This is a genomic window from Neisseria sp. Ec49-e6-T10, assembly GCF_051132615.1.
Classification (GTDB): domain Bacteria; phylum Pseudomonadota; class Gammaproteobacteria; order Burkholderiales; family Neisseriaceae.
Map to the genome: position 1 here is coordinate 230,745 of NZ_CP152375.1, position 19,822 is coordinate 250,566.

Sequence of the window (19,822 nt, forward strand, 5' to 3'; positions counted from 1 at the left end):
GGTATAATTGAACAAATAGTTATCATAAAATGGATATACAGAATCTAGATGTTTATTGATACTCATTGCCACCTAAGCAATCCAAATTTATTACTCAACCTTGATCTTCATCTACAAGAAGCAAAGGCAGTTGCAGTTACTCGCTTTATATCCCCTGCCACCTCATCAAAAGACTATATAAACACATTAAACTTGGCAAAAAAATACCCTGATACAGTCTACCCTGCAATTGGATTACATCCTTATTGTGTCAGTTCAAACTGGCAGTACGAGTTATCCATACTGACGGAACTTTTATCGGCATCAAGGGTTATTGCTTTGGGTGAAATTGGCTTGGATTTTTATGATCAAAAATTAAGTACACCAGACAAAGATCAGCAAATCAATGCCTTCATTGCTCAATTACAGCTTGCTAGAAAATTTGACTTACCTGTTCTTTTACATAACCGTAAATCTGTTTTTAAATGTATTGAGTTATTGAAGAAATATCCCGTAAAAGGAGGCATTGCACATGCCTTTTCGGGTAGCTTGCAAGAAGCGCAGGAATTCATTAAATTGGGGTTTAAATTAGGTTTAGGTACCATGTTGTGTCGTCCAAACACACCTAAACTCAGTTTATTGGCACAACAATTACCTGAGTCTTCATTTGTCTTAGAAACCGACTCACCAGATATGCCTCCAGTCCCTTACACGATTAACACGCCCAAAAATATTATCTTAGTCGCTCAAAAAATGGCACATATCCGCCATTGCTCTCTCGAAGATATCGCCAATAGCACCACTCAAAATGCATGTACCATTTTTTCATGGTAAAAGATAACAATGTATTCAAAGTTTATAGTGAATCCGTTTTAATCAATGTCAATTGCCCCTTACTGCAGTTTTGTAATTGTTTTTGTACTTGTTCAACGGCTTCCTGAGGAAGCATAATATGCATTAAAATCAATTGACCATAATCAACCTGCTCAATTGTGCCCAAATTTTGCGCAATAATTGACTCTACGGTTTTTATCTGAGCATATTCACATACTAATTGGTAAGCGATTTGTGGGGTGTACAATTTAGTTTGCAACAGCTTTAATGCTTGTTGTACGCCATGGCCATAGGCTTTTACCAAGCCACCAGTCCCCAACAAAACGCCACCATAATAACGAACAACCACAGCAATAACCTGCCCTAAACCACTACCCATTATCTGGGCTAAAATCGGTTTACCGGCCGTACCTGCTGGTTCACCATCATCAGAACAGCCTAATACCTGTGAATCAGTTGGTGCACCAGCAATATAAGCCCAGCAATGATGCCTAGCCTGTGGATGTAATTGTTTTATTTCTTGAATATAGTGCTTAGCCTGAGCGACATCCTGAACATGTGCAAGATAAGTGATGAATCGGCTTTTTTTGATTTCCTCTTCAAATAAAACCGACTGAGTAGGAATATTGTATGACTGGTTTATTGTCATTACCGTAATAACTCATCCATTAAACGTTGAAAGAAAACCAAACGTTGTGGCTCAATTAGCCCGTTTTCTGCAGCTTGTTTAATGGCACAATTAGGCTCTTGCCTATGTGTACAATTATGGAAACGACACTGACCGATAAAAGCTCTAAAATCAGGGAAGTAATGAATTAAATCAGCAGGAATAATGTGTTTTAAACCAAACTCCTGTAAACCTGGGGAATCAATTAATTGAGTTTGCTGATTTAAATGAAACAATTGAGTATGTGTTGTCGTATGTTTGCCCGAATCAAGAGCGGTAGAAATGGTCCCTATTCTGGCTTTTTCTTCTCCTAATAATGCATTGGTTAAGGTAGATTTGCCCATACCAGATTGCCCTAATAAAATACTACACTGCCCCTCAAGTGATATTTTTAACGGCGTAATATCACTTAAGGCACTTAAAGTGATAAAAGGATACCCCAAGGTTTGATAGAAAGATAATTTCTCCTGCCACTGTATTACTTCTGGCAAATCAGATTTATTCAACACAATCAGGGGGGTAATCTGCGCTTCTTCTGCGGCAACCAATGCTCGTTGGAGCAACTCTTCATTAGGACTGGGTACAGGTGCTAAAACAATGACCAGTTGGGTCACATTTGCGGCAAAAACCTTTGTCTTAAAATGATCTTGCCGATACAGTAAGCTTTTTCTTGGCAATGACCTTTCTATAACAACCTGTCGTTCATTGATAGGCGTAAACTCAACCTGATCACCACAAGCAAAATCAACTCTTTTTTTTCGGGTAGTGGCTTCAAATGTTTTACCGTGACAATCTTCAACAATAAATAAACGCCCAAAACTGGTGACAATTTGCCCTATTAGCTGATTCAATGTTGTTCTTTCAAAGCATAGATGCGGTCTTTTGCATTAGGATGACTATCATAAAAACGTGAAAATAATGGATCAGGAGTCAATGTCGCAGCATTACTTTGATACAATTTGGTTAAGGCACTAATCAAAGCTTCACCACTGGCATTGTCTTTAGCAAAGCGATCTGCTTCGTATTCATTTTTTCTAGAAAAAATACTGCCCAATGGTGAAAATGGAAAAGTAAAAACAGGCAATACAGTTAAAAATAATAACAATGCCATAGCATCACTTGCATAATGAACACCTAGCCCTTCAAAAAAAGCAGGATAAAGCATTACTTGCCCTAATAAAAACAAGACAATCAAACTTAATACAAAACTAAAAATCATGCCCTTAACAATATGTTTATGCTTAAAGTGCCCTAATTCATGAGCCAATACAGCCTCTACCTCACTGGTACTTAAATCTTTTAACAAAGTATCAAAAAACACAATCCGTTTATTGTTACCCAATCCCGTAAAATAAGCATTACCATGACCAGAACGTTTGGAACCATCCATCACAAAAATACCATTACTGGTAAAACCAGTACGTGCCAATAAACGCTCAATCGTTGTTTTTAAAGCCTCATCTTCAACAGGTTCAAATTTATTGAATAATGGTGCAATAAATGCAGGAAAAGCCCATAACATGAATAAAGAAAAACCTAACCACAAAACCCAAACATATAACCACCACACTTTACCCATAGCGCCCATTAAATATAATACGGCACTGAGTAAAGGAATACCAAGAACAACCATGAGCACGCCTGCTTTTAGTAAGTCCCCAATAAAAGTCTTGAGTGTTGTATGATTAAAACCAAAACGCTCTTCCAATTTAAATGTACGATATAAATCAAAAGGTAAAGATAAAATCGCATTCACAATAATAAATAAAAACATCAAGATCACACCTTGAAATAAGGCATGATTACTTAATTGAGCACTCAATACAGCTAATGCATCTAACCCACCACCTAAGGTAAAAATCAATAATAAAAAAGCTTCATATAACACTTCATAACGCCCAAGCTTCTGCTTAGCCAAAGTATAATCAGCTGCTTTTTGGTGTTCCACTAAAGAAATACTTTGAACAAAATCTTTTGGTACAATTTGCCGATGTTTGCCTACATAAAGTGTCTGTCTAACAGATAAATATAACCTTAACCCTGTGCTGATCAATAAAAATACAATAAAAAGAAGGTTAACCGTATGTGTACTCATTATTTTCCTATTTTTTTAGTTGCTCTTATGCTAGAGATTGCGGACAATAGTGCTATTTTGACAAGATGGAAACAAGGATGCAAGACCAAAATAACTTAGTTTGGCTGGATATGGAAATGACTGGCCTCAATCCTGATACGGATAAAATTATTGAAGTTGCCATGATTATAACAGATAAGGATTTAAATATCCTTGCACAATCACCTGTTTATGTCGTTCACCAAAGTGATGACATTCTCAATAATATGGATGCTTGGAATACAGCAACCCATACACGTACAGGTTTAGTTGAGAAAGTAAAAGCATCAACATATTCCGAAAATGACGTTGAAACTGCTTTAATTGAATTTATGCAACAATGGGTTCCTGAGCGCATGGCACCAATGTGTGGCAACACTATTCATCAAGATCGCCGTTTTATGGTGCGTTGGATGCCTAAACTTGAGCAATACTTTCATTATCGTAATATCGATGTATCAACTTTAAAAGAACTGGCCAAACGTTGGAAACCAGAAATCTGTAAAGGTATTTCAAAAAAAGGGGCACATCAAGCTTTAGATGATATTATTGAGTCTATTGAGGAAATGAAATATTATCGAGAACATTTTTTGAATTTATCGCATTCTGATTAAATATGCATAATTTACACAACGCTTCTACATACTTTGGGCCATTAACTTAAAGAAAATATTGAGTACATAATATCGTAATGAATTCGTCATCTCATATTGAAATTAACCATACCCCCATTTGGGCTCAACTGCACCAACATCAAAGAGCAACCCGTTATATGCATATGCGGGGCCTGTTTGATGCAGACCCCCTGCGCTTTAAAAAAATGCATATTGCAATTGATGGCATATTATTAGACTACAGTAAAAATCGTATCACTCAAGACACAATTGACCTACTGACTGAACTGGCCCAAGAGGCTAATCTACAGGGTTGGATGGATAAAATGCGTTCAGGTGCCATTATTAACCTGAGCGAGAAACGTGCAGCGCTGCATATCGCACTAAGACAACCTGAAACAGCCAATGTACAGGTGAATGGTCATAATGTTATTCCTGATATCCATAGAGAACTCAAAAAAGCATTGGCTTTTGCCAATACGCTTTATGAACAAACACATTTAGGGTTTTCAGGACAACCTATTACTGACGTTGTCAATCTGGGTATTGGTGGTTCTGATTTAGGCCCACAAATGTTGACTCAGGCATTAACCCCTTATCATGGAAAAGCCAATGTCCACTTTGTGGCCAATGTAGACAGCACCGACTTATTGGAAAAATTAACTCAGCTTAACCCTCAAACGACTCTATTTATTATCGCCAGTAAATCTTTTAGTACACCTGAAACTTTGCTTAATGCACAAACAGCCAGAAAGTGGTTTTTACAACAAGGGCAAAAATCTGATATTGCCAAGCACTTTGTTGCGGTATCCAGTAATAGCAATGCAGCGATTGAGTTTGGCATTGACTCCAATAATATTTTTGCTTTATTTGACTGGGTTGGCGGGCGCTATTCTAGCTGGTCTACTATTGGCCTATCCTTAATGTGTGCCATTGGTGAACAACATTTTCGTGCTTTTTTATCGGGTGGGTTAGCAATGGATGAGCATTTTTTTAATGCTCCTTTCAAACAAAACATCCCCGTTTTAATGGCACTTATTGGCATTTGGTATAACACTTTTTATGGCGCACACAGTTATGCCATTATTCCTTATGCGCATGCTCTGCGTCGTTTACCTGCACATATTCAACAACTTGATATGGAGTCCAATGGTAAACAAACAGGACGTTATGGGGAACACTTAGATTTTGATACTGGTCCAATCATATGGGGAGAAGAAGGTGTAAATTGCCAACATGCTTTTTTCCAGTTATTACACCAAGGTAGCCGCTTAATCCCCAGTGATTTTATCATTCCAATCAATAGCCATTACCAGTTTGCCGAACATCAGGAAACATTGGTGTCAAATGCCTTTGCACAAACAGAAGCCTTAATGAAGGGAAAAACAGCCGCAGAGGTATTAACTGAATTATCAGATTTACCAGGTATAGAACGAGATCAGTTGATGCCACAAAAATGCTTTCCTGGGAACCAACCATCAAACAGCATTTTAATCGAAAAACTTACTCCTTTTAATATGGGTCAATTATTAGCCATGTATGAACACAAAGTATTTGTACAAGGCATTATTTGGGGGATTAATTCTTTCGATCAGTGGGGTGTTGAATATGGAAAAGTCTTAGCAAAACAAATTCAACCTGAGTTAACAACAGATTCCGTACTGCAACGAGACTCTTCCACAAATGGTTTGATCCAATATTTTCGCAGTCATTATAAAAAATAATAAAAAACAGCCTTTTTGGCCGTTTTTTATTAAAATTTTTCTGGAACCCAACGATAATAATAATTAGGTTCAGTATAGTCTCCCTTTTTTTGTCTATGTGGTAATTTAACTGTTTTAGTAGGTATTTTTTCGTAAGGTATTTCACTTAAAATATGGCTTAATATATTTAAACGTGCTCGTTTTTTATCATTCGCATCGGCAATAAACCATGGTGCCCAAGATGAATCCGAAGCAGCAATCATTTTATCTCTGGCTCTAGAGTAATCGTACCACTTACTATAAGATTTAATATCATTTGGCGAAAGCTTCCATGTTTTACGTGGATCATTCATTCGTGACAACATTCGTCTCTTTTGCTCATCCATATTAATCTCAAGCCAATATTTTAATAAAATAATACCTGAATTCACAATCACTTTTTCAAGCAAAGAAACCTGATCTAAAAATGTTTTACTCTCTTCCTCAGTACAATACCCCATTACAGGTTCTACAACTGCACGGTTATACCAACTGCGATCAAAAATAGTAATTTCTCCTGCCGCAGGTAAATGTTTAATATAACGTTGCAAATACATCTGTGTTTTTTCACGCTCCGTAGGTACAGGTAATGCAACCGTATGAAAAACTCTAGGACTGACTCTTTCAGTCAATACTTTAATCGTCCCTCCTTTACCCGCACCATCACGTCCCTCAAAGATAATGCAAACTTTTTGACCTGTTGCTTTTACCCACTCTTGTAGAGCAACCAACTCTCCTTGCAGTTTCTTGAGCTCTTTCTGATAGGCCTTATTTTTTATCTTCTGAGTTTTATCTTTTATTTCACAGTTTGGATGTTCAATGGTACTGTACTCATGAATTTCTTTTAACACATCTTTTGATACAACTGTCTTTTTACTCATCACTTCTCCTTGATGTATGTTTCATTTGATTAAAATTGATGATGATAATGCTACAAGATAAAAAAACACTTACCAATATAAACAAAAATGTTGAATAAAACCACTTTCACTTAACCAATAATAACAAAAAACACCTTAAATAATTAAGGTGTTTTTTTACTGTTTTTATCAAATTAAGAACTTAATACTCTTTGATATGCAAACCCGCGATTTGCCAGTGTTTCAGAAGGCAACTCATTAAATAATTTATGGTAATCTGCTGCAAACTGACTTAAATGCCAAAAACCCCATGTAGTCGCTGCATCTTGAATCGTTTGATAAGGAGAATAAGGGCTTAATAATTCTCTTCTTACCGCATTTAAACGAATAGCCTTTAAATAACCTAAAGGACAAATACCTAAAATATTCTGAAATGCATTTTGTAAAGTGCGACGACTCACATGCAAATGATTACAAAGCTCCAAAATACTTGTTGGCTCCCCAGTATGAGATAAAATATACTCACGTGCTTGAGTGATCACTCGACGATAACTCATTTGACTATAACGAACTTTTTTAGGTTCCACTGCATCCGTTAATAAACTGATCATGCCAGAAACCAATGTATCCTTCATCATTTTTTGAGCATTAACGTTTTGCACTCGTTCTGGGTGTTTTTCAATTGTAGTTAAGGCTTCATTCATAAAATTCCAGAATGCATTTTTTTTAGCCTGATTAACATGCAATGCTGCATTTACATTTAAAAGATTGGTTAGCTCTTTTTCTGTGCTGATTTCAAAAAACTGCTCTAATTCTGTTTCTGAAATCACAAACCCCATTAACTCTAAAGCATCTGGTGTCAACAACTCGAATTCTTGTCCACCCAAACGCGTGGCAATGTTGCTCTCCTCCACACGAGAAGAACAAACAAAACTGTCCTTGCTCTTCATTTTAGGGATACCAAACCAGACTGCACCAGGCCATACCATACATGATTGACGCAATGGCAAATTGGTTGTTTCCTTAAAGAACTGCACTCCATCTAACCATACTTCAAATAATGTTCCTTTAAACTGACCAGGATATAACTGATCATATAATTGCTGCCAAGCAGTAATATTGCATGCTTGTTCATAAACATCATTAGTGATCACCTTTTTGGTGTCCAAAGCATAAGCTTTTTGTAAAGGTTGATTATCCAAAACCAAATGGGTATCAAAATCAGTATTAAGCTTATGTATATTGATATGAGATTGGGTCATTTTTATTTCCATTCAATATATGGATTTAAATTCAGGATGAGCATGATTTTATGAGCTTTACCCATTATCTTAATTGATTAGTATCAATATAATCAGCATTAAGCTTTCATTCTCAAGTCAGTACTATATTACATTTAATTTTAAACAATACATATAAAAAATACAACAAAACAAAAACAAAAAGTAACAAAAATTAAAACTTTAAATAATTGTCATTTTATTTATTGGTTAATAAATGGGGGTATTTTTTCATTTTTAAAATTAATTTAATTAATCGAATCTAATATCAATTAGCGTTTCTCAATATAATAACAATTAATCTTAATATAATCTACTCACAAAAAAAGCCTTCCATTTAGGGAAGGCTTTATAAACAATCTTAAAATTATTTTAATGCTCTGGCTTCTTTTGAACCGAATTTATAAGACTTTTGAGATTTAACATAGTCACCAGTATTGTCATTTCTGCCTTGTAGTAAATATTTAGCATCCGCTTTACCATAGGTTTCAACAGCAATTTTAGATAATTTACCAATATCATTACTAGGAGAACGTAAACGATTAATGATCAGCACTTTTTTAGTATCAGTAAAGTCTTGCATCATATTTTGGTCGCCTTCACTATCACCAGCGATGAAAATAGGTCCATACCCATATTTTGATACTAAGAAACGCTCAATCGTTTTGGTTTTACCTTTACCTTGAGTTTGATCATAGCCAGCACGGAATCTTGGTTGAATACGACCTTGTTTATCACGCTCCAACTCCATTGCCAATACTCTATTTTCTGGATTATTGTAACCAAACTCAGGATTTGAAGAAAACTCTTTAATCACATCCACAAATGAAGCAGAACATACCCATACATCAAAACCATTGTCACGCAATGTTTTGTATAAATTCTGCATCTCAGGAACGACACGTACACCATTATTCCATGTCATGGAAACCACCCCAGCCTTACCTGGCAAAGAGGCTGGTGTCGTCCAAGTAACCCCCTCTACAGGTTGATTCATTTGCCATTTAACTGTTCTGGCAGTAACATCTCGAACTTGTTTTTCAGTCATACCTGTAAACATATAGGTGACCCAAGGATATGAAGTGGCATGATCGAAAGTATCACCAATAGCTTCATACAAGTAACGCATTTTGCTGACAAATGCCATATAATGTGGGCTCTTTTGTACTTCAGCTAAAGATTTTTTACCTTTGAAACCTTCGTAATTATTGTATAACCATGTGTAACTTTGAATAATATCCGGTGCAATTTTATCAATATTCACTGGTTGTCCTGCAGCATTGTTATGACCTGCATCAAAATTTTGGCTACTGATATTCATACGAATAGCTTGATTTAATTGAGCAGGAGTAGCACCAAACTCTAAATTAATCAACTGATAAGATAAAACAGCTTCTTGGATATCTAAGAAAATAGAAGTATTATCCCAATCAAACACTACATAAGGCGGATGGGCAGGATCATAATTTGGGCTATCTTTACCATATTGAGTGATCATTTGATCTAATTGCGCTTTATTAAATGAATCCCAGTTTAATGATTGTAGTTTCTCTGATTTTGCAGGTTTCACTGCAACTGCTGACTGATTATTTTGAACACTTTGATCTGAAGCACAAGCACCCAAACCAAAACACAATGCAACAGCCAAAACACTAGGGCGTAATAATTTCATCAAACTACTCCTTATTTTTCTTTGAATAACATTTTAAAAATACCCGAAGCAAATAAAAAAGCCAAAGAGTTATTTCATGACAATTTACTCTTTAGCCTTTATATTCGCTATATTCTTAGGTTCCTCTACAACAAGCTGTTAATCACCTGTTGATGAGGGCGTGGAATAACCACTTTATTAACTAAGAAACCTTTATCAGATGCAGACTCTGCACCCACGGCAATAGCAGCATTAATATCAGCCACATCTCCAGTAAAAACAACATAGCTCTTACCACCAATACCAAAAGCCAAATGCATTCTAATTGGTGTCACAGAAGCCGCTTTAACAGCTAAATCTGCAGCCTCAATAGTTGCAGCCACACTATATGTTTCTAATACCCCTACAGCGCGAACTTCATCTACAGCAGTGCCACCACTGATTGCCGGCAAAATAGATGGATGGATATTAGGAATAATAAAATGGTCAACCACAACGGACGGAGCCACTTCTAAACCAGCATTAACCGCTTGCGTCACCGCTGAAACATCACCACCAACTAAAACAATATATTTTCCAGGGCAAATACTTTTAGCAACCAAAATATCCACTTCTGCTGTTTTTACCATAGTATCTGCAAACTCAACTCCTTTTGCGATACTGTTTGATTCGATTAATCCTATAGCATGCACAATTTTGCTCCTTTATTTCGCTCTAAGGTAAACGGCATCGTTATCAATAGCTTCTACAACCCCAGCAATACTGGCATGTATACGCGCGCCCAATGCACCTTCTGGAATATCTGCAACCAACTGTCCTACTGTGACTTTATCCCCTACTTTTACTACTGGAACAGCAGGTGCACCTATATGCTGTCTTAATTTTAAAGAGACGCCTTCAGGGTGATAAGCTGTTTCATCTAATGGTGCTTTACGATTATATTCTTTAATATTCAAGCGTTGAATCAAACGAGAAACGGGTACCATTCTATGCTCAGCCATAGGATCTGCATCACGTAATGCACCAGTATAACGTGCACCTTCTGGACGGAATTTGGCTTTTAACATTTGATTCAGTTTCATTGGAGAAATGTCTACAGGACAAGACCAAGCTTCACATATTGCACATTCAGAACAAGTGAGCGCAGACAATAATACTGATGGATGACCAATATCATTATAATTAACAGAGCGCACAATTAAATGAGGAGGTAACTCATGCCCAATCATGTGTCTTGGACATAGCTCTGTACACAAACAACATTGTTCACAAGTAGAGCGAGCAATTCTTAAAGAAACTTGTTTTGGCTCCCTACGACGCTTAATTAAAATATGATCTTCAGGTAAAGCAATAATACCACCAGTTGCTTTTGTCACTGTTTCAGATAAATCACCGACTAAACGCCCCATCATTGGGCCGCCATCAATATAGGCTGCATTTGAAATAGTGGTACCGCCAGCTAAATCAATTAACTCTTTAAAAGTAATACCTAATGGGACTGTCACCGTAATTGGGTTTTTTACAGCACCCGTTACTGTCAATGTACGCAAAGTGACTGGTTTGTCTTCATCAACGGCTAATGCAACATTAATCAATGTTTGCACATTATTGACCACAACACCTACCTCAAGAGGAAGTGCAGCAGGAGGAACACGACGACCAGTTGCCATCCAAATAGTAATCACTTCGTCCCCTGCAGGATATACATCTTTTAAAATATGTATACGCATATTTTTATGCAGTAATGGTGTCAAAGCTTCAATCGCTGGACCATATTTTGCCTTTAAAGCAATAATTCCCTCAGTTGCACCAGTTGCTTTCATGCCCAACTCTAGTCCTCTGACTAATAATTTGGCATATTTTTCTGCTAACTGCTGGTCAACCTTCAATAAAGGTTCACATTCAGCACCATTGACAAGATAAATTTCTGCTTTTGCTGCAAGCTTAACATGGGTTGGAAACCCTGCTCCCCCTGCACCGACAATACCTGCAGCGCGAACTTTTTCCTGTATTTGTTGTACTTCACTCATGGAGTTTACTCCTTGTTGGGTTTACAATAACGTGCACCAACTTTAATTATTTTTCCGGATACTACAGCACGATCCAATTTCTGTTGCAATTGTTTAGAATGTTTTGGAAAATGTTTACTGATCTCACTCCAAGTATATCCTCTTTGTGCCAAAAGAATATACTCAATGGCCTGATCTAACTCTGAACGAACTGGAGCTACTGTTTCCACTGTTTTTTTACCAGTAGTGTCACTTTTTTGTTTAACAATAGCAGCTGCTTGTTCCAATTGGTTTTTTAAGGCAATGGAAGGTGCTTTTTTATCGTTTTGGGAAGTTGGTTTGTTTGGTTCTATTGATGAAGCTGTTTTTACTTGGGCAACAGTAGAAACTATTTTTTTCTCATTATCTGCCACAATTTGTGACTTGGCTTCTTCAGTTTTTTGCTCAACAGATTTTTGATCTGTTGGTATTTTTTGTATAGGTGTTTTTGCCTCAACAGATTTCGTTATAGGCTTAGTAATAAGTTCTGCCTTTTTAGTTTCAACCACTTTGCCTTCAGATTTTGTTGTTGCTTGTTTTAATGGTGCCGTTTGTTTAATTGATGTATCTTTTTTGACAGGTACGGCAACACTGGTCACTACTTTTGGGCTACTGCCCACGTTTATTTTGGGCGTAGCTTGTGTCTTTTTTTGTTCAGCTACAGATACTACTTTTTGAGGCTCATTATTTGATGCATCATCTTTTATTGATGATGCATCATTATTTAATGAGCCTTTGCCTTTATAATCGGCTAAAGACTGTGGAATCAGATTTAAAATCATCGACTCTGTATCACCATCTGGACGACCAATAACATGGCTTCCCAAAACAACACCAACACGGGAGGCTGCAGCAGAACCAGCATTTACGGCTGCACGGCAAGCTGCGAGGTCACCTTCAATAACTAAAGTAACCAAACCTGGATGAACCTCATGTTGACGTATCAAGCGAACACTGGCACTTTTAAGCATGGCATCTGCTGCTTCAATACCAGCAACAAAACCAAGTACTTCAATAAAGCCAAGGGAGTCGATTACTTTCATCTGTCTCTCCAGTTTTAAGGTTTAATAGGACAGCGTGCCACATCCAAAACAGCTTCAGTAAACGCATCACATGCAGATCGACAAGCAGCTTGTGAACCTGTTAAAAATGCACCACTGTAGTTGGTTTCTGAAGGCGCTTCAATGAAAGTAGCCAATTCAACTTCAGCTGCTTTAATTGCCGCATCAACACCGAGTGCAGCCTCTAATGGAGGTGCAATCATATATGCCAATGGGTCACCTTCTTTAATACCTGCTAACTTAGATAAATAGCTACCTGTTCGAGACACAACATAAGCTAAAAAAGCAGTATCTTCCCTATCATTAGCCCAGCGGAAAGCAGGACCATCTTCAATGGTTGATATCATTGCGTCTAAACCAGAACGAACCTCTGCAGGATTAGGACCTGCAAGCATAATAATCACTTCACCAGCAGTAGGAGAAGGACCATGTGCAGCACCAGCATAAAGTGAGCGACCATATACCACTTCAACTTGTGCTTGTTTGGTTGCTTCATCAGCAGCAATGTAAGTCACATCATCAGAATCTGCAGTTAACAAACCTAAGCTATTCATTCCCTTAGGTAATTTTAATTGCTTTTTCATATCAGGATGTAAAGAAGCGATTAAACGCACCGCACATACACTGGGTTTAATAAGATCTAGTGTTGCCATTTGTATTCACCTCTTTCTTATTTAAGTGCAATACCAGAAGCTTTTTTAGCTAACATGGTTTTTGCTAAATCAACAATCACAGCAGCAGCTTCTACAGGTGGCGTACCAGATTTATGAATATTAGAAATACAGGTACGATCAGCTTCTACAGTATTTGCAACAGTAGGGCTATAAACTGCGTAACAAGATAAACTTTCAGATTGACCTAATCCTGGGCGCTCACCAACAAGCAAGATCACTACTTCTGCTTTAAGCATTTCACCAATTTGATCTTCTACTTTAACACGGCCATAGCGCACAAAAATAGGCGTACCTACTGTCAAACCAGCATTTTCCAAGCCTTTCATTAAAGGAGGGAAAATCTCATCATAGTTAGCAGTAACAGCATCTGTAGATAAACCATCTGATACAACAACCTGAACTTGGACATTCTTTTTGCATTGGCTATTGATTGCACTAATCGCTTCTGCAGATAAACGACGTCCTAAATCAGGGCGGGTTAAATACATGTCTTTGTTGGTTACTTCTGTTTGAACTTCCAACAATCCTGATTTTTGTACCCATTCATGAGGAATTTCTTTTAATACAGTATCTTTAGAGCGAGAATGATCTGCTAAAAAGCGCAATAAAGAAGTAGTACGAGGACGAGGACCAGTACGGCCACAGCACACACGAGCCCCTGTTGTTCTACGCAACTCTTCAAGCACTTCTCTATTTTTAGGATGTTGTACACCAATCCATTTTTGTTGAAACTCTTCGCCACCCAAGTCGGGCAAACAACCCTCTTCTACCACACTTGTTTGAGCTGTTTTTTGTCCAGTAGCACCTGCAGTATTACTAACTGAGGCAGCTGCTGGATTACCGATTTGTCCCATTACTGCACGGACAATATCTTCAATTTGTCTTTGGTCCATTTTTATAAGCTCCCAAAATTAAAAGAATACAGAAGGATCACCAGCGATAGAAGTCAAGCGACCATTTTCCCATAAGCCCATTTTTTCTAACCAAGCTTCAAATTCTGGGAGTGGACGTAGTCCCATTAACTGACGGATAGTTGCTGTATCATGATGAGCCGATGTTTGATAGTTCAACATAATGTCGTCGCCCATGGGCATACCAATAATATAGTTACATCCTGCTGCAGCTAACAATACCATTAAATTCTCACTTGAACTTTGATCAGCATCAGCATGATTGGTATAACATGTGTCTACCCCCATAGAAATACCACTTAATTTACCCATAAAGTGATCTTCTAAGCCAGCACGCATGATTTGACGAGAGTTATATAAATACTCAGGACCAATAAAGCCTACTACTGTATTGACAATAAATGGATCATAACGACGAGCCAAACCATAGTTACGCGCCTCTAAGGTCATTTGGTCTGCGCCAAAGTTAGCATCAGCAGACAAAGCAGAACCTTGTCCAGTTTCAAAATACATAAATTGCTCACCAGCAATCTTATTATAGGTTCGACCTACTTCTAACGCTTCATCCAATAATTCAATTGATACACCAAACTCTTTCAGACCTTTTTCACTACCACAAATACTTTGGAAAATCAGGCCGCCTGGTGCACCTTGACGAATGGCTTCAATTTGAGTAGAAATATGAGCCAATACACAAGGCTGTGTTGGAATATTGAACTTATCAATAATTTCCTGAATGGCAAACAACATTCTTTTGGTGTTTTCAACATTATCAGTTACAGGATTGATACCAATCACAGCATCTCCTGAACCATAAGCTAAACCTTCATAAATTTGCGCAACGATACTATCGATATCATCACGTGTATCATTTGGCTGTAAACGTGCAGCAAAACGTCCTGGCAAACCAATAGTTGTATTGGCTTTTTTAGACACAGGCATTCTTTTTGCACCATAAATCAAGTCGGAGTTAGAACAAATCTTCGCAACAGCTGCCACCATTTCTGAAGTCAAGCCTTTACGAACAAACTCAATATCATCATTGGTACGTTCATCAGACAAAATAAACTCACGTAACTCACTTACTGTCCAGTTACGAATATGTTCATAAGCTGTTTCATTAACAGAATCTTGAATAATACGTGTCACACAGTCTTCTTCATAAGGTACAACTGGATTCATACGTAAATCAGACAATAAAAATTCAGACAAAACATATTTAGCCGCAACACGTTCTTGCGCAGAAGATGCTGCTACACCAGCTAATACATCTCCAGAACGGCCATCGCTGGCTTTGGCTAAAACATCTTTAACGTCTCTAAATTGATAGGTTTGCCCGAACAGACGGGTTGACAGTTTCATATTACCTCCCTGCCTAAATTAAGATGGAAATGCTAACGATTTAACAGTCAGTGGTACAACATCGCCACTAAACAATGGTTTCCCAATATCGACGTAATCGCCTTCTCTGGTTTCAACTTCATCAATCACTGCGAGCTCTCGCCCATTAAGAAAAGGTTGTAGCTCCATGCCCAGCACCTTTCCTAAATCTTGCTTAGCCATCACAAGCAAAGGATATTTTTGATTAACATACTTGCTATTGAATGACTTCAAAGCTTCGGTTACTTCAAGTACATTTTTATAAATCACTTTCATGTCATCTGGTAAAGCCAAAGCGTATAAATCTGTTGTTGGATCCAAATCCATACGTGTTGCAGAAAGAGCCCATGCTTCAACCAGCTTCTCACTACTACCTAAATCATCCCATGACAAACCTGATTGAAGAACAGGTACATTTCGAATAGGTAAATGTTCAGCATTCAACCAAATTGTGCTACCAGAAAGTGATAGCGTATAAGCACCAGCGCCAATAACGGTTGCCCGAACAGTCTGATTAGGTTTTTTTGTTGTTAAGGCCGTTAGCTCAGAACACCCATGTAGTGCCCTAGCCAATAAAGGCCCTGTATCTTTAAACATGAAAGGGTTAGATACGGTTTCTGGTGAGTAGTAACATTCCCCAACCCCACCAGAAATAAAAATTTGCTGATATTGATGTGTTTTTAAGCAATCTGTCATCAATAACTCTTGTGCAACAGCAGAAGGTTCTCCAACAGTTACTTCCATTACCAATTTGGCCATGTAATCCATTAAAGTAATTAATTGATCCGGATTCATGCTCATAGGATCAAATTGCGAACCAAAACAAGCACGACACATAATACGTGCTGGCTCTCGGATCACTTTAATTCTACCATCTTCGTAAGTTTCTACTAAATGTCCACCTACATTAAGACAAGCTGTATCAATTACGCGACCATTTTCAAATACAACATAATTGGCAGTGCCACCACCAATATCAATATTCAATACCCGACTAGCATTGGCTTTGGAATACTCAGCAGCCCCAGAGCCTTGACCAGCAATAATAGATTCCAAATGAGGGCCAGCCGTTGCAACAACAAAATCACCTAATACACGTGCCAAATCCATAATAGTGTCACGTGCATTTTTGGCTTTAGAAGTTTCACCAGTAATAATGATTGCGCCTGATTCAACTTTTTGGATATCTAGTCCTGCCGTCTGGTATTGACCACGAATAAACGCCCCTAATTCTTCCTGATTGACTCGTCCTTCTGAATCAATTGGGGTAAAAATAACAGGGCTAACATAAGCGATGTCTCTTCGAGAAAACTCATACTGTGGCACTTGAGATGCAGGTGCACGGTTAACCAACTCTAGCTCTGAAAAGATCACTTGAGTTGTAGTTGTACCTATATCGATACCAACACTATGAATCAATCGCTTAATCATTTTAGGTTACCCCTTTTTACTCTGCAGCTGTTTCTTCAGTTGCTGTAACTTCGTTAGCAGCACCTGCAGTTGCTTTTGGTGCAAAGAACATGGCAATAAAAATTGCTATAATCCCACCACCAATTTTACCAACAATCATAGGGGTAATCATTGCAGAAGCTGCACCACCATCAACGCCAGCAACAAAACCTAAGTGATCACCTAAAGCAAATGCGGCACACACAGAGAATGCAACATTCAACACTTTACCACGGTCATCCATTTTACTCATCATGCCAAACATTGGAATATTATTGGCTAAAGTTGCAATCATACCAGCGACAGAAGACTCGTTCATTTTCAACAAACGACCAAACACCATTAATGGTTTTTCGAACCAACGTGTCAATAAAAACACCATTGGATAAGCGCCTAATAAAACACAGGCAATAGAACCAATAGTTTCAATAGCGCTGGTAAACTCACCTTTACCGTGTGAAAAAATTGGATCCATTCCAGGAATAATCACTGTACCAGTTAACGCTTCGATTACTGATGAAGCTAATGCAAGAGTAATTAAAGCCACCAAACATTTAGCAAATACTTGGAAACCTTTAATCATGCCTTCTTGTGCAATTTTTAATCCAACCACAATTAGAATTGCAAACAAGAATACGGGAATCATGTTTTTCAACAACATACTGATACTAAAATCAACAGGCTGACCATCTATTGTCACACCTAAAGCCATTGCGGTTAAGCCACCCAAAATACAACCAAGAGGAATAGCAACCATCCCAGCTAAAATACCTGTTGCCATAAACCGTTGATCTTGTTTCCTGATGATACCCAAACCAACTGGAATAGAAAACACAATGGTTGCACCCATCATAGATGCAAGCAAAATACCAGAGTACATTGTTGCAGCCATATCACCATTTGAAAGTTTGCCCGCTAATGGATAACCACCCATATCAATAGCAAGAACAGTACCAGCAAACATGGCAGGATTCGCACCAAGTGCATTATAAATAGGCGCTAAGATTCCTTGAAGCAAAGATGCCAAGACTGGAGCAAAAGCCATCATCCCAACCATTGCCAAACCCAAAGCACCCATCGCCATAAAACCTTCTTCAAACTGCTTTCCTGCACCTTCAAAAGAACGACCAATAACACCTAGCCCTACTTTCCCAAGAACAGCTTCAGCACCACCGAATTGATCCAATACGCGATCAAATGCAGCGACTGCCATAAAGATCATCATAACCCAGACAATTACCTCATCAATACTCATTTTGAGTCTCCCTATGTACTACTATAAAAGAAAAAACTTTATTTGCTTTTTAACGATTAAAGGCATGTCGGTAAACCTGTACGATTTGCGACTGAGAAACACTTCTTGGATTTGTTGGCAAACAATAATCTTTCATTGCCTCTTTTGCCATTGTTTCAAAGTCTTCTTCCTTACCACCTGCAACTGCAAGATTTCTTGGTAGCCCTAAATCAATAATTAATCCTTGTATAAACTGAATAACTTCTTTGGACGACATTATTTCACCAGTTAAGGACAGACCGATATCAGAAAAATCCCTTTTACACACTAATTCATTAAAATCCATGATTGAAGGCAACATAATTGCATTTGCCACACCATGAGGAATTTTATAATTGGCACCAATTTGATGAGCCATAGCATGAGTTAAGCCTAAACCAGCATTAGAAAAAGCCACACCAGCCATATAAGATGCTAAAGCCATAGATTCTCTTGCTTCAATATTATCACCTTGACCTGTTGCAATCGTTAAGGACTCACCAATCATACGTAATGCTTGATAGGCTAAAGCGCGAGTAAGCGGTGTCGCTTTTTTTGCAACATAAGCCTCAATAGCATGAGTAAGGGCATCCACTCCTGTTGCAGCGGTAAATTCTGATGGCAACTGCAACATCAAACAAGCATCAATAATGGCCAAATCAGGAATCAAATCTGCATGCGCAATCACTCTTTTTTGCAGAGAAACTGAATCAGTAATCACAGTCACATTAGTTGCTTCTGATCCTGTACCAGCCGTTGTTGGTACAGCTATTAATGGCGCACGTTTATGGGTAATATTTTTTGCATTTAATAGTCCTGCCACATCTAAATGGGTATTCGCGGCCAACATGGCAATAGCTTTTGCAGAATCTAAAGCGGAACCACCACCAATAGCAATCATGCCGTTACAATTGGAACTGGTAAATTTACGTGCAGCATCCTCAACAACAATGCTTTCTGGCTCTCCTGGCGGCTGTGTATAGATCACATAACCGATATTATATGTTGCTAAAGAGCGGAACATCGCTTCCGCCAAAGCCAACTTATCGACAATTTCATCAATTACGATAAATACACGCGAAATACCTCTAGCAGCAAGCGCTTCCCCCATACAGGCAACAGCACCCGCGCCCATATAAGTATCTGAGGGTAAACTAAATTCTTTTACAGCACGAGCATTCATCAAATCTAATGCTCGATAAACAACTTGTCCAACATCCTGTTCTTTTAACATAATAAATTTCCAATTTATCAGGTAGTCGTTTAGTGTCTAAAATTTCAAAAGT

18 protein-coding genes are annotated in these 19,822 nt (G+C 38.0%); 3 read left to right on the plus strand and 15 right to left on the minus strand.

The window, feature by feature from the left end; all coding sequences use genetic code 11:
- Positions 1-48 precede the first annotated feature (48 nt).
- Positions 49-813, plus strand: a complete 765-nt coding sequence (locus AADH04_RS01035; RefSeq protein WP_434778402.1) for a TatD family hydrolase — start codon at positions 49-51, stop codon at positions 811-813.
- Positions 814-835: 22 nt separating this feature from the next.
- Here the strand turns inward: AADH04_RS01035 and AADH04_RS01040 are convergent, their stop codons facing one another.
- From AADH04_RS01040 to AADH04_RS01050, 3 genes are read right to left on the minus strand one after another with little or no spacing between them, the layout of a single operon-like run.
- Complete coding sequence (locus AADH04_RS01040) at positions 836-1,462, minus strand: YigZ family protein (RefSeq protein WP_434778403.1); 627 nt, start codon at positions 1,460-1,462, stop codon at positions 836-838.
- A complete protein-coding gene (rsgA, locus tag AADH04_RS01045) occupies positions 1,462-2,331 on the minus strand; it encodes a ribosome small subunit-dependent GTPase A (protein ID WP_434778404.1) in 870 nt (289 codons plus the stop codon). Before rsgA ends, AADH04_RS01040 begins: the two co-directional genes overlap by 1 nt.
- Complete coding sequence (locus tag AADH04_RS01050; RefSeq protein WP_434778405.1) at positions 2,328-3,575, minus strand: M48 family metallopeptidase; 1,248 nt, start codon at positions 3,573-3,575, stop codon at positions 2,328-2,330. The genes rsgA and AADH04_RS01050 overlap by 4 nt, the downstream gene beginning before the upstream one ends.
- Before the next feature lie 77 nt (positions 3,576-3,652).
- On the opposite strand from AADH04_RS01050, the gene orn reads away from it, so the two are divergent.
- Positions 3,653-4,207, plus strand: a complete 555-nt coding sequence (gene orn / locus AADH04_RS01055) for an oligoribonuclease (RefSeq protein WP_434778406.1) — start codon at positions 3,653-3,655, stop codon at positions 4,205-4,207.
- 77 nt (positions 4,208-4,284) lie between these two features.
- Entirely contained in the window at positions 4,285-5,931 is a 1,647-nt protein-coding gene (gene pgi, locus AADH04_RS01060) for a glucose-6-phosphate isomerase (RefSeq protein WP_434778407.1), read from the plus strand.
- Positions 5,932-5,960: 29 nt separating this feature from the next.
- Here pgi and ppk2 read toward each other — a convergent pair whose 3' ends face one another.
- From ppk2 to AADH04_RS01120, 12 genes are all read right to left on the minus strand, one after another.
- A complete protein-coding gene (gene ppk2, locus AADH04_RS01065) occupies positions 5,961-6,830 on the minus strand; it encodes a polyphosphate kinase 2 (RefSeq protein WP_434778408.1) in 870 nt (289 codons plus the stop codon).
- A 173-nt stretch (positions 6,831-7,003) separates the two neighbouring features.
- The gene (gene eutR, locus AADH04_RS01070; RefSeq protein WP_434778409.1) at positions 7,004-8,071 is read right to left on the minus strand and encodes an HTH-type transcriptional regulator EutR; all 1,068 of its coding nucleotides are present in this window, start codon (positions 8,069-8,071) and stop codon (positions 7,004-7,006) included.
- A 385-nt stretch (positions 8,072-8,456) separates the two neighbouring features.
- Positions 8,457-9,761 (minus strand): hypothetical protein, encoded by a 1,305-nt coding sequence (locus tag AADH04_RS01075; protein WP_434778410.1) that lies wholly within the window; start codon positions 9,759-9,761, stop codon positions 8,457-8,459.
- A 125-nt stretch (positions 9,762-9,886) separates the two neighbouring features.
- Positions 9,887-10,432: a BMC domain-containing protein gene (locus tag AADH04_RS01080; RefSeq protein WP_434778411.1), complete on the minus strand. Its 546-nt coding sequence runs from the start codon at positions 10,430-10,432 to the stop codon at positions 9,887-9,889.
- 12 nt (positions 10,433-10,444) lie between these two features.
- Positions 10,445-11,770, minus strand: a complete 1,326-nt coding sequence (locus AADH04_RS01085) for an SLBB domain-containing protein (RefSeq protein ID WP_434778412.1) — start codon at positions 11,768-11,770, stop codon at positions 10,445-10,447.
- A 5-nt stretch (positions 11,771-11,775) separates the two neighbouring features.
- Positions 11,776-12,831, minus strand: a complete 1,056-nt coding sequence (locus AADH04_RS01090) for a BMC domain-containing protein (RefSeq protein WP_434778413.1) — start codon at positions 12,829-12,831, stop codon at positions 11,776-11,778.
- Between the two features lie 14 nt (positions 12,832-12,845).
- On the minus strand, positions 12,846-13,502 hold the full coding sequence (eutL, locus tag AADH04_RS01095) for an ethanolamine utilization microcompartment protein EutL (protein WP_434778414.1): 657 nt from the start codon (positions 13,500-13,502) through the stop codon (positions 12,846-12,848).
- Between the two features lie 17 nt (positions 13,503-13,519).
- Complete coding sequence (gene eutC, locus AADH04_RS01100; protein WP_434778415.1) at positions 13,520-14,416, minus strand: ethanolamine ammonia-lyase subunit EutC; 897 nt, start codon at positions 14,414-14,416, stop codon at positions 13,520-13,522.
- Between the two features lie 18 nt (positions 14,417-14,434).
- Positions 14,435-15,796: an ethanolamine ammonia-lyase subunit EutB gene (locus AADH04_RS01105; RefSeq protein ID WP_434778416.1), complete on the minus strand. Its 1,362-nt coding sequence runs from the start codon at positions 15,794-15,796 to the stop codon at positions 14,435-14,437.
- Positions 15,797-15,814: 18 nt separating this feature from the next.
- Positions 15,815-17,245 (minus strand): ethanolamine ammonia-lyase reactivating factor EutA, encoded by a 1,431-nt coding sequence (locus tag AADH04_RS01110; protein ID WP_434778417.1) that lies wholly within the window; start codon positions 17,243-17,245, stop codon positions 15,815-15,817.
- A 16-nt stretch (positions 17,246-17,261) separates the two neighbouring features.
- On the minus strand, positions 17,262-18,518 hold the full coding sequence (locus AADH04_RS01115) for an ethanolamine utilization protein EutH (protein ID WP_434778418.1): 1,257 nt from the start codon (positions 18,516-18,518) through the stop codon (positions 17,262-17,264).
- A gap of 49 nt (positions 18,519-18,567) precedes the next feature.
- The gene (locus tag AADH04_RS01120; protein ID WP_434778419.1) at positions 18,568-19,770 is read right to left on the minus strand and encodes an iron-containing alcohol dehydrogenase family protein; all 1,203 of its coding nucleotides are present in this window, start codon (positions 19,768-19,770) and stop codon (positions 18,568-18,570) included.
- Positions 19,771-19,822: the final 52 nt, after the last annotated feature.

Bases quoted from the DNA above. Each gene is read 5' to 3' on its own strand.
- AADH04_RS01090 (WP_434778413.1), bottom strand. From the start codon at position 12,831: ATGAAAGTAATCGACTCCCTTGGCTTTATTGAAGTACTTGGTTTTGTT.
- AADH04_RS01035 (WP_434778402.1), top strand. From the start codon at position 49: ATGTTTATTGATACTCATTGCCACCTAAGCAATCCAAATTTATTACTC.
- AADH04_RS01105 (WP_434778416.1), bottom strand. From the start codon at position 15,796: ATGAAACTGTCAACCCGTCTGTTCGGGCAAACCTATCAATTTAGAGAC.
- AADH04_RS01075 (WP_434778410.1), bottom strand. From the start codon at position 9,761: ATGAAATTATTACGCCCTAGTGTTTTGGCTGTTGCATTGTGTTTTGGT.
- eutL (WP_434778414.1), bottom strand. From the start codon at position 13,502: ATGGCAACACTAGATCTTATTAAACCCAGTGTATGTGCGGTGCGTTTA.
- AADH04_RS01085 (WP_434778412.1), bottom strand. From the start codon at position 11,770: ATGAGTGAAGTACAACAAATACAGGAAAAAGTTCGCGCTGCAGGTATT.
- AADH04_RS01040 (WP_434778403.1), bottom strand. From the start codon at position 1,462: ATGACAATAAACCAGTCATACAATATTCCTACTCAGTCGGTTTTATTT.
- eutC (WP_434778415.1), bottom strand. From the start codon at position 14,416: ATGGACCAAAGACAAATTGAAGATATTGTCCGTGCAGTAATGGGACAA.
- AADH04_RS01110 (WP_434778417.1), bottom strand. From the start codon at position 17,245: ATGATTAAGCGATTGATTCATAGTGTTGGTATCGATATAGGTACAACT.
- pgi (WP_434778407.1), top strand. From the start codon at position 4,285: ATGAATTCGTCATCTCATATTGAAATTAACCATACCCCCATTTGGGCT.
- eutR (WP_434778409.1), bottom strand. From the start codon at position 8,071: ATGACCCAATCTCATATCAATATACATAAGCTTAATACTGATTTTGAT.
- AADH04_RS01115 (WP_434778418.1), bottom strand. From the start codon at position 18,518: ATGAGTATTGATGAGGTAATTGTCTGGGTTATGATGATCTTTATGGCA.
- AADH04_RS01120 (WP_434778419.1), bottom strand. From the start codon at position 19,770: ATGTTAAAAGAACAGGATGTTGGACAAGTTGTTTATCGAGCATTAGAT.
- orn (WP_434778406.1), top strand. From the start codon at position 3,653: ATGCAAGACCAAAATAACTTAGTTTGGCTGGATATGGAAATGACTGGC.
- AADH04_RS01050 (WP_434778405.1), bottom strand. From the start codon at position 3,575: ATGAGTACACATACGGTTAACCTTCTTTTTATTGTATTTTTATTGATC.
- ppk2 (WP_434778408.1), bottom strand. From the start codon at position 6,830: ATGAGTAAAAAGACAGTTGTATCAAAAGATGTGTTAAAAGAAATTCAT.